Below are 6,984 nucleotides of genomic sequence, written 5' to 3'. Positions count from 1 at the left end.
CCATTCCAATCAACAGAGTGTTTTGAAAAACACGATGAAAAGAATAAGATCAACTGCTTCAGTACTTCAAGAAATGGACGGAAAAGAGTGGGGTTAGTTTGTTTTCATCAGATGCTTTAATTTCTTAATACGCTTTAATATAAAAATAAATTGGCTGTTTTTGATGGATGCAGAAGGTGTTTATTTGAGTTTATCGAACTAATATATAGTGCAAATGGAGAGCAGATTTTTTGCTCATTATTATTGTGCAGTTTATTTTTGATAATCCATCTTGTAAGGAGTGATGTGGGATGTATATAAAAATGGCAAGTGACTTTGTTGGTAAGGACAGGTTAATTTAGTAGAGAATCCGGTACAGCGGATTTCTCTGCTACAAGAGGAGGAATCCGGAATTTGATTAGTTTAAAACCGATTGATCGGAGCAATTGGGAAGCTTGTATCAAGCTGCAGCCTAAGCAAGAACAGCAAGGATTTATTGTCTCAAATCTGTATTCAATTGCCGAGAGTAAATTTCTTCCGCAATTTAAATTAAGGGCCATTTATTACGGAGAAACATTGATCGGATTCGCAATGTACGGGATAGATCCTGATGATGGAAACTATTGGATATATAGATTTATGATTGATGGGCAATTTCAAGGCCATGGATATGGCAAGCGTGCAATGAAGCTGGTCATTCAAGATATCGAGAGCAGAGATGATCGCACTGATGTCATATGGCTGGGGTATGAGCCGAACAACGAGCGAGGAAGAAAGCTATACGCAAGTGTGGGCTTTCAAGAAACAGGTATGGCTCCCTGGGGAGAAATCTTAGCAAAATATAGTTTTTGTTAGAATGAGGAAGAGCGTAATCAGCATCATTTAACAAATACTTTTATAAGGATGTCCTAAAAGTCTACAACTTGCTTTCAGGACATCCTTTTTGAAGTGCAGAAAAAGTGTCTAAGGGCAGAAGAGGTCTTTCACAATGAAGCGAAATCAGACCTTTTCCTGCAGCCGCTGGCGGGCAGAGCTCAATGCCGGTGCAATGGGCTTGTGGCCTGTAGCGCGTGCTAATCCGTAGATGGGCATATTTCCATAAATGCATTCATATTTGCCCTTAGGCACAATATAGGTTTCATGATAAATTCCCACAGCCTCGTTATCTCCAGCGAGTTGATTAAAGTTTTTCCAGGCAGTCAGGTGAGTTTGTTCCTTCGCATAGGCTAATAACTCATCAAGGGAGCGCCAATATTGCACCATTAAAGTTGTCCGCAATCCAAAAAAGGATTCCATGGATAAAAATCCCAGATCTTTGTTTGTATAGAGCTCGCGAATCATTGGCGGCATCGCTTTAAACACCGGCATCCATTTGTGGACGGCCCGCCATTTGTTTATGCGCATGCCGATTATGAAAATGACAATCTCATCCTCTGACTCTGCTGTATAACGTCCGGAGAATACTTTGTTTTGAAACATCGAACTTCCTCCTTATAGTTGGTCAATTTTCTCTATTGTGCACTCGCACCATTCGATAGCAGCCCGTGTGGTCCGTTGTCCATAATCCAATGTCATCAGCCAAAATTGGGCTTCTTGCTTATCGGCATAATTGCTTTCGATCATCTGTTCAATCGCTTCATAGGCTTGAAAGCGCTCATGAAGCTTTTGCGAATAAGTGGAGAGATGGGATAAAAGGCTTTCGCGGTCTTCAGGCTGGCTGAAGAACAACTTTAATAACCACTCATTTTTTTCAGCAGGGATTTCCTGGATAGGTGCTTGCACCCACTGCTGGAGGGCTTTTTTTCCTTTAGGTGTGATAAAATATTCTTTTTTGTCAGGCTTCTTTTCCTGTGCCGTCTCTTCTACCGTTGCCAGCTCTTCATCAACAAGCTGCTTCAGCGTCGGGTAAATTTGCCCGTAGCTGACTTTCCAAAAGTGATTTAAGCTTCTATCCATCATTTGTTTAATTGAATACCCGGAATGGCAGCCGGTTGTCAGCAAGCCAAGTATGGCGTGCTTTGTGTGATTTTCTTTTCTCATGTTATCTCCTTATATCATTTTGTTATATATCATTTAGATATATAATATAAAATAAAAGAGAAAAAAGCAATTTTCTGAAAAAAGCTGTTTATTGCCGGTTTTCCGCAACTTAGCCGCCCTTCGTCACGTATATCCAGTGAAGAGAGGGGGATTTTATGTACTTTCCTTCCAGTAAAGATTGGTGGCTCTCCATTCTTTACTGGCTATTGATAGGAGGTTGTGTCAGCTCTCTGTTTATTGAAGAAGATCATAAGGTGCTGATTTTCACACTTCCTCTAGCTGTTTGGCTCGCTTGGAGCTGGTTTGCGACAGGCTATTACCTCTGCGATGATTGGCTGATTATTAAAAATGGTCCGATCAAGAAGAAAATCTTTATTAAAGAGATTAGAAAAGTGACAAAAACCAAAAATCCATTAGCCGCTCCCGCGTTATCCATTAACCGCCTTGAAATTATTTATGGCGCTGATTTTGAATTGGCCCTCATTTCGCCAAAGGATCAAGAGCAGTTTGTTTCTGTCTTAAAAAGTATTCATCCGCCAATAGAAACAGCTTTAGATTGAATAAAAAGAGAATCTGATCAAGGAAAGAGACCGCTCATTTTTTGGAAAAAAACAGTTTTCTTACTGGCAGGCTCTTGTTAAAATTAGGGAGAATTGATTTAATACACACGCTTTTGCGGGGAGGATAAGAAAATGTTCAAAAAAATAGCAGCTGATGCGCTCGGACTATCGGATATCGGAACAATTATTTCGCCGGCAGATTATGATAAGGCGGACGCTGATGATTATGTAATGCATGAAGACGATGAGAAAATTTATTTTTTAATTAAAACGAAGGCAGATGAATATTGCTTTACGAACCTTGCGCTGATCCATGTGGATGGAGAAAGTGCGGTATCGTCTAAAAGGACATTAAAGCGTTATCCTTATGCCCAATACAAGATTGCTAATGTTGTATTGGAGACAGCCGGGAAAATCGATATGGATGTAGAAATTAAATTTCAGCTAGGCAGCCAAATGTTTGATATTGATGTCAGAAAAGACCAGATAGAGCAATTGAAAGATTTATATAAGGCATTGCTTCGCATTGCGGAAATCACTTATGAAAACAGCGTTTACATCGATATGGCCTCCCAAAGTCTTGATAAAGCGGTCCACATTTTACAAAACTCGCGCACGGATGAAAAGCAACTGGGAAATACATATCGCGAACTGACAGACTTTGGCTTTACATGGATGACATCCGTTCGAGAGCAGTATCATGTAAAAGACTTTGGCGAAGTATTTGAAAAATATATTAACAATTAACAAACTGGATAGCCCATCGTTGCGATGGGTTTTTTTATTGAGGCGGCGCTAACAGGGGGCTTGATCAGACAGAAGGAGCCTTTAGATAGAGCGTTCAAATATTTGTTAAATAATTATTCCGAAATTTCCATTGACCTTTTGTTAAAAAGACAATAGAATGAAATCAGCGAAATGATAACAATTATCATTATCAGGAAATAAATAGAAAAGGCAGGAATGTATGAATATGAGAAAATTATTTAAACCAATGCTGGCAAGCGCTGTGCTTGCGCTCGGTCTTGCTGGATGCGGAGCTAACGAGAAAGAAGCGGAGCCAGAAAAAGCAGCACCGAAAAAGCAGGAAGAAAAAGTGGTAAATGTCTATACAGCTCGTCATTATGAAGCCGATGATGAAGTGTTCAAGAAATTTACAGAAGAGACAGGCATCAAAGTAAATGTGGTAAAAGGAGAAGCGGAAGAGCTGATCGAACGTTTAAAGCGTGAAGGAAAAAGCACGGAAGCTGATTTATTCGTGACAGTGGACGGCGGCGTTCTTTCCAATGCCAAGAAAACAGGCATTTTGCAGCCGGTTGAATCTGAAACGGTTGAAAAGAACGTTCCAGAAAAATTCCGCGATCAAGATAACAATTGGGTCGGCATGTCTACAAGAGCGCGTGTGATCGTCTACTCAAAAGACAGAGTTAAGCCGGAAGAGTTATCAACGTATGAAGATTTAACGAGCGATAAGTGGAAAGGAAAAGTACTAGCTCGTTCTTCTACAAATATGTACAACCAGTCGCTGCTTGCTTCTTTCATTGAATTAAATGGTGAAAAAGAAGCTGAAAAGTGGGCATCCGGCATTGTGAAAAACTTTGCCCGCCAGCCTGACGGCGGTGACCGTGACCAAGCGAAGGCGATTGCAGCCGGTGTTGGTGACGTAGCGATTATGAATACCTACTACGTTGGATTATTGGCTAATTCAGAAGATCCAGAAGAAGTGAAAGTAGCAGAAGGGCTTGGTGTGTTCTTCCCGAACCAAGAAACAAACGGCACCCACGTCAATATTAGCGGAATCGGCTTAACGAAGCACAGCAAGCACCCAAATAACGCAACTAAATTGATTGAGTATGTGACTGATCAAGAAGCACAAGAATTTTTGTCAGCGAACAACTATGAATTCCCAGTAAATGAAAAAGCGGAGAAGCCAGAGCTGCTTCAATCATGGGGTGACTTTAAAATGCAGGATTTAAACTTTGAAAAGCTTGGCGAATACAACCAAAAAGCGATTGAGATCTTTAATAAAGTAGGCTGGAAATAAAAGTGAAACGAAAGCTGATAAGACGTTCAATTCGTAAAGAATTTAACGGTTGGTGGGCAATCAGTCTAATTGGGGCGACAGTCATACTGTTGCCCATTCTCTTTGTTTTCTCCTCTTTATTTTTGAAGCCGAACGAAAACTGGTTTCATATCCGCGAGTACTTGCTGGGGACATATGTAAAAGAAACATTCATTTTAGTGATTTCAACAGGGGTGCTGACGGCGATTTTAGGGGTGACGCTGGCTTGGCTTGTAACGGCCTATGACTTTCCGTTCAAGCGTTTTTTTCGCTGGGGATTAATTTTGCCGCTGGCGATTCCGCCTTATATTGCTGCTTACACCTACAGGACTATGCTCAGCTATACGGGAGTGGTGCAAGCAACGCTGCGAAATGAATTTGGCTACCAAATCAATCCGGAGTGGCTGAACATTTCCTCTTTGCGCGGAGCCATCTTTATTTTTACTCTCTTTTTATATCCGTACGTATTTTTAATTACCAAATCTTTTTTAGAGAATCAAAGTGCTTCGTTTTTTGAAAATGCCAGGCTGCTTGGAAGAAAACCGTTTTTTATTTTTTGGAAGGTCGTGCTTCCCCTTGCCCGGCCGGCAGTTATAAGCGGGGTCGTTCTTGTTATTTATGAAGTGCTGAGCGACTATGGGGTCACAAGTTATTTTGGCATTCATACGATCACGACAGCGATTTTTCAAACATGGTTTGGCATGTATGATGTGCAGACAGCGATGAGACTGGCTGCTTGGCTGATGCTCATTGTCGTTGGCTTGTTCATTATTGAACGCTTGTTAAGGCGTCGCCAGCGCTACCATTTGCCGGCGAAGTCAAGGCCGCTTGCCGCTATGAAGCTGAAAGGAGCCGGGGCCGCTGCCGCTTTTGTTTACTGTACAGCTGTGTTTTTGGCCGGATTTTTCATTCCGTTTATCCAGTTAATTGCCTGGGCTGTACTGACATTTGATACAGTATGGAATGCTACGTTCTCTACATTGCTGTATCAGACGCTTTACGTTGCCTTGATTTCAACCATGCTCGTCATGATTTTGGCGGTTATCGTGGCAAACGTCTGCCGCAAGCCATCCGCCTTTACTTATTTCTTAGCGAAATGGGTGACGACAGGGTACTCTATTCCCGGCGCTATTATTGCCATTGGAGTGCTTGCGATATTTATCGGCCTTGATCAATGGCTTGCCCCGTTATATGAAATGATGGGGATGGCGGATGCTCCGTTAATCTTGAGTTTATCTATTGTCATGTTGATCACCGGCTATGTGATTCGCTTTATGGCAACCGGCTATAATGCAGTAGAGGTCGGTTATGAGAAAATCGGCATCAAGTACGCAGAGGCCTCGCGGATGCTTGGCAGCGGTGTCACGAAAACATTTTTCAAGGTAGAATTGCCGCTGCTCAAAGGGGCTATTTTCAGCGGGTTTATCTTAACCTTCGTGGAAATATGCAAGGAGCTGCCGCTGGCGCTGCTGCTGCGGCCGTTTAACTTTGAAACATTGTCAACAAAGACATACCAATTTGCTAAAGATGAGCGGATTCATGAAGCATCCATTTCGTCGCTGATTATTATTGCGATCAGCGCCTTGTCGATCATTGTTCTGCAAATGGTAAATAAGAAGGTGAAAGAATGAAAATTGTCGATATCAGAAATCTAGTTTTTTCTTTTTCTTCTGCGGGGGAGCCGGTTATTAATGACGTATCCATGACAATTCAGAAAGATGAAATTGTCGGGATCGTCGGCCCGAGCGGCAGCGGAAAAAGCACGCTGCTTCGTTTAATTGCCGGATTGGAGATGCCGTGGCAAGGTTCAATTTATATTGCAGAAAAGCCGGTAGTGACAGATAAACTATTTGTTCAGCCAGAAAACAGGGGAGTAGGGATGGTATTTCAAGACTATGCACTATTCCCGCACATGACAGTCAAAGAAAATATTATGTTCGGATTATCCCGGCTTCCGCGCCGGGAGAGAGAGCCGCGGATTGCTGAAATGCTGGAACTGGTGAAAATGGATAAATTTTCTGAGCGGTATCCCCATGAATTGAGCGGCGGCCAGCAACAGCGGATCGCTTTGGCGCGGGCACTTGCGCCGAAGCCGAATGTTTTGCTGATGGATGAGCCGTTCAGTAACTTGGATGCCGACTTAAAAGCGGAAATTCGCGCGGATTTATGCGTGATTTTAAAGAAAGCGAACATGACCTGCATGGTGGTCACGCATGATCAGGCAGATGTGGAGGCGATTTGTGACCGCCGCATTACAATGGGACAAAGACAAAAAGAGGATGAATCGCACTAAAGAAACAGATTAAGAAAAGCCGTTCTTTCATCGACTTGCAGTCAGTGAAA

The 6,984-nt window shown here is 42.3% G+C and carries 8 protein-coding genes; 6 read left to right on the top strand and 2 right to left on the bottom strand.

Features of this window, described 5'->3' with window-relative positions; translation table 11 throughout:
* Nucleotides 1–393: 393 nt before the first annotated feature.
* Nucleotides 394–834, top strand: a complete 441-nt coding sequence (locus BBA02S_RS05925) for a GNAT family N-acetyltransferase (RefSeq protein ID WP_041094777.1) — start codon at nt 394–396, stop codon at nt 832–834.
* A 144-nt stretch (nt 835–978) separates the two neighbouring features.
* On the opposite strand, the gene BBA02S_RS05920 is transcribed toward BBA02S_RS05925, so the two are convergent.
* Together BBA02S_RS05920 and BBA02S_RS05915 are read right to left on the bottom strand one after the other, a co-directional pair.
* Entirely contained in the window at nt 979–1,458 is a 480-nt protein-coding gene (locus BBA02S_RS05920) for a DUF4188 domain-containing protein (RefSeq protein ID WP_041113454.1), read from the bottom strand.
* A gap of 12 nt (nt 1,459–1,470) precedes the next feature.
* The gene (locus BBA02S_RS05915; protein WP_041113455.1) at nt 1,471–2,019 is read right to left on the bottom strand and encodes a PadR family transcriptional regulator; all 549 of its coding nucleotides are present in this window, start codon (nt 2,017–2,019) and stop codon (nt 1,471–1,473) included.
* A 155-nt stretch (nt 2,020–2,174) separates the two neighbouring features.
* Between BBA02S_RS05915 and BBA02S_RS05910 the strand changes: the two genes are divergently transcribed.
* From BBA02S_RS05910 to BBA02S_RS05890, 5 genes are all read left to right on the top strand, one after another.
* Nucleotides 2,175–2,579 carry a PH domain-containing protein gene (locus BBA02S_RS05910; RefSeq protein WP_041113456.1) on the top strand — a complete coding sequence of 135 codons (405 nt, stop codon included), beginning with the start codon at nt 2,175–2,177 and terminating at the stop codon, nt 2,577–2,579.
* A 132-nt stretch (nt 2,580–2,711) separates the two neighbouring features.
* Complete coding sequence (locus BBA02S_RS05905; protein WP_041094769.1) at nt 2,712–3,326, top strand: PH domain-containing protein; 615 nt, start codon at nt 2,712–2,714, stop codon at nt 3,324–3,326.
* A 220-nt stretch (nt 3,327–3,546) separates the two neighbouring features.
* Nucleotides 3,547–4,623: a Fe(3+) ABC transporter substrate-binding protein gene (locus BBA02S_RS05900; RefSeq protein WP_041113457.1), complete on the top strand. Its 1,077-nt coding sequence runs from the start codon at nt 3,547–3,549 to the stop codon at nt 4,621–4,623.
* Between the two features lie 2 nt (nt 4,624–4,625).
* On the top strand, nt 4,626–6,272 hold the full coding sequence (locus tag BBA02S_RS05895; RefSeq protein WP_231557161.1) for an ABC transporter permease: 1,647 nt from the start codon (nt 4,626–4,628) through the stop codon (nt 6,270–6,272).
* The gene (locus BBA02S_RS05890) at nt 6,269–6,934 is read left to right on the top strand and encodes an ABC transporter ATP-binding protein (protein ID WP_041113458.1); all 666 of its coding nucleotides are present in this window, start codon (nt 6,269–6,271) and stop codon (nt 6,932–6,934) included. The genes BBA02S_RS05895 and BBA02S_RS05890 overlap by 4 nt, the downstream gene beginning before the upstream one ends.
* Nucleotides 6,935–6,984 lie beyond the last annotated feature (50 nt).

Origin of the sequence: Bacillus badius NBRC 15713, assembly GCF_001591605.1 — a bacterium.
GTDB classification, from domain to species: domain Bacteria; phylum Bacillota; class Bacilli; order Bacillales; family Domibacillaceae; genus Pseudobacillus; species Pseudobacillus badius.
This window is presented reverse-complemented; position numbering and strand designations above follow the sequence as displayed.

What these genes read in the sequence shown, in the direction of transcription:
- BBA02S_RS05920 (WP_041113454.1), bottom strand. Translation starts at nt 1,458, where the DNA reads ATGTTTCAAAACAAAGTATTCTCCGGACGTTATACAGCAGAGTCAGAG.
- BBA02S_RS05915 (WP_041113455.1), bottom strand. Translation starts at nt 2,019, where the DNA reads ATGAGAAAAGAAAATCACACAAAGCACGCCATACTTGGCTTGCTGACA.
- BBA02S_RS05910 (WP_041113456.1), top strand. Translation starts at nt 2,175, where the DNA reads ATGTACTTTCCTTCCAGTAAAGATTGGTGGCTCTCCATTCTTTACTGG.
- BBA02S_RS05905 (WP_041094769.1), top strand. Translation starts at nt 2,712, where the DNA reads ATGTTCAAAAAAATAGCAGCTGATGCGCTCGGACTATCGGATATCGGA.
- BBA02S_RS05900 (WP_041113457.1), top strand. Translation starts at nt 3,547, where the DNA reads ATGAATATGAGAAAATTATTTAAACCAATGCTGGCAAGCGCTGTGCTT.
- BBA02S_RS05890 (WP_041113458.1), top strand. Translation starts at nt 6,269, where the DNA reads ATGAAAATTGTCGATATCAGAAATCTAGTTTTTTCTTTTTCTTCTGCG.